The following is a 1,967-nucleotide window of genomic DNA, read 5'->3' on the forward strand; positions in this document are numbered from 1 at the left end:
GGCGCCGGGCAGGGCTGGTGATGCCCACAACAGGCGGCCGAGCGGGTCGGTGAGGACCTGGACGTTCATGCCGTGGCGCTTGTGCTTGCCGGAGTAGTAGGGGGTGTCGGCGGCGATCCGGTCGATCGACAACAGCGTGCCGTCCAGGATGACGAACGCCTTGCGCGCGGCCGTCCTCATCACCTCGGCCGGCGTCGGTGCGAGAGCGGCCAGCACATCGATGGCCTCGCGTATGTAGCGGTACACGGTCGCAATCCCGATTAGATATCGGCCATCGGTCAGCATTCAAAGCGCTGGATAGCCGAAGAATCGGACTGGGGAATCTTTTCGGCAAATCGCCGCAAAAGAGGTAATAGGGAAATAGAAATGTCTGGATATTTACATATAAATTGGCCGAGGTGGTTTTGGGTCAACGGGTTCAATTTTTATTTGCTGGTAGGTGTGGACTCGTGAAGGATCTCTCCCGTCCCCAACAGGGGGAATCAGGGGGAGGGAATTTTTCGTGAAGATTGCCGGTAGATCCGTCACTCTCGCCATCGCGGGCGCAGCCATTTCGGCTATAGGCCTCGCGACGCCGGCCGCCGCGGACGTGTCTGCAACCGCCAGCGCCTCCGGAGTCGCCATCACAGTCCACCATCGAGGGGACGGCACCCAGCCGCCTGCAGCTCTGGGCAACCCGTCTGAATGGGGTGTCGTGACGTTAAAGATGGGTGCATCGACGACCCCTTTCGGCCCGCAGGGGCAGGCATGCGTCAATCCGTCCAGCGGTGGCACCTGGTGTTACGGCTGGTCCGCAAGGGAGGTCAGCCCCGGGGTATTCAATAAGTACTGCTACTCGAATTACCTTCACGGGTCGAAGGGGCACTCGTCCACGGTGAATCTCGCGGGCGATACGCATCGTGCTTGGGCCCTGGCTGGCAGCACGTCCAACGCGAACCTTACCGCGGGTATGGCCTACACCTGTTCCACCTACTACAGCGTCGATTAGGTTCTGATCACCCACGCCGAGCAGTAACTCCTCGGAGAGTGCGGTAGGTTGGAAAGCCACTCTGGGGCTGTTCGGTCGCCCGCGGAGCCCCAGAGTGGCGCCACCTCCAACTCGGGCTTACCCACTGAACGGGGGAAGGAAAATCACACGCTTTGCACGCGCTCGCGTTGTACCAGTGGCTGTGTCGCTCGGAGCGGGTTTGCTACTTGGCCTAGTGGGCCCCACTGCCGGAAAATGGGATAATCCCGTTTGCGTCGCTGTAAGTATTGTCTTTTCTAGTGGCTGGCCGTGGGCTTGCTACGCATTCCTGGTGGGCTATTTTCGCCGATCTAAAATGGAGTCGGCTTTTGTGGCGGCGGCGGGATTGGCCGTCGGCGTCGTCGCGTATTACTTCTTCAAGGACATGAACCCTATCATTCCGGCCGGAATGAAGTCGGCCGCCTCCATTCCGGCTGAAATGGAGATGGAATCTGGCGCGTCCAGCGAGGGGCAAATTCTCGTGTGGGGAATAGCGGCGTTTGTGTTTGGTGCACCTGTGGGACTCGTGGGGAACGTAGCGCGAACGCCCGGCGTTGGTGGCCTTCTGTTCCGTCTGCTTGTTCCGTTGATCGCCTTCTTCGAGGCGACCCAGCGATTGATCGTAGAGGCGGAGTCTCAGCGGCCAGCTTTCTCAATGACCTGGAACGTCACTCGCGTCGCAGCATGCGTCGTCGCGGTGGCTCTCGTGGGACACACAGTGCGGAGCTGGCGTGTTCGACGTAGCCGAGCCGACGGGCGGGTGGAATCTGCTGCGCCTGCGCGGCGTCTCTGACCCTTGGTCCACCAAGACAGCTGAATCGCGACAACGCAAGGCAGCCCCGCCCCTGGAAGAGGACGGGGCTCAGTGAGCCTTTTCAGTGTTGCCTCTCCAGGGTGAGGACCGCGGCGGCGATGTCCGTCATGCGGTTCGGGCTGCAGCGGCTCCGGCGGAAGATCCGCC

Annotated in this window: 2 protein-coding genes and 2 pseudogenes; 2 read left to right on the forward strand and 2 right to left on the reverse strand. The window is 61.2% G+C overall.

The genetic code is table 11. From position 1 onward, the window contains the following. Positions 1-261, reverse strand: a pseudogene (locus tag AB0F18_RS39130) (transposase family protein); the annotation flags it as partial. A 445-nt stretch (positions 262-706) separates the two neighbouring features. Here AB0F18_RS39130 and AB0F18_RS39135 point away from each other — a divergent pair. Both AB0F18_RS39135 and AB0F18_RS39140 read left to right on the forward strand, forming a co-directional pair. Next, complete coding sequence (locus AB0F18_RS39135) at positions 707-988, forward strand: lactococcin 972 family bacteriocin (protein ID WP_362070296.1); 282 nt, start codon at positions 707-709, stop codon at positions 986-988. Between the two features lie 94 nt (positions 989-1,082). Continuing rightward, complete coding sequence (locus AB0F18_RS39140; protein WP_362070293.1) at positions 1,083-1,799, forward strand: DUF6518 family protein; 717 nt, start codon at positions 1,083-1,085, stop codon at positions 1,797-1,799. A gap of 82 nt (positions 1,800-1,881) precedes the next feature. Here the strand turns inward: AB0F18_RS39140 and AB0F18_RS39145 are convergent. Continuing rightward, a pseudogene (locus AB0F18_RS39145) lies at positions 1,882-1,967 on the reverse strand (IS5/IS1182 family transposase); the annotation flags it as partial.

Source organism: Streptomyces sp. NPDC029216 (genome assembly GCF_040648015.1).
Classification (GTDB): Bacteria; Actinomycetota; Actinomycetes; order Streptomycetales; family Streptomycetaceae; genus Streptomyces.

Excerpts from the sequence above, each read along its gene's own strand:
- AB0F18_RS39135 (WP_362070296.1), top strand. The coding sequence starts at position 707 with ATGGGTGCATCGACGACCCCTTTCGGCCCGCAGGGGCAGGCATGCGTC.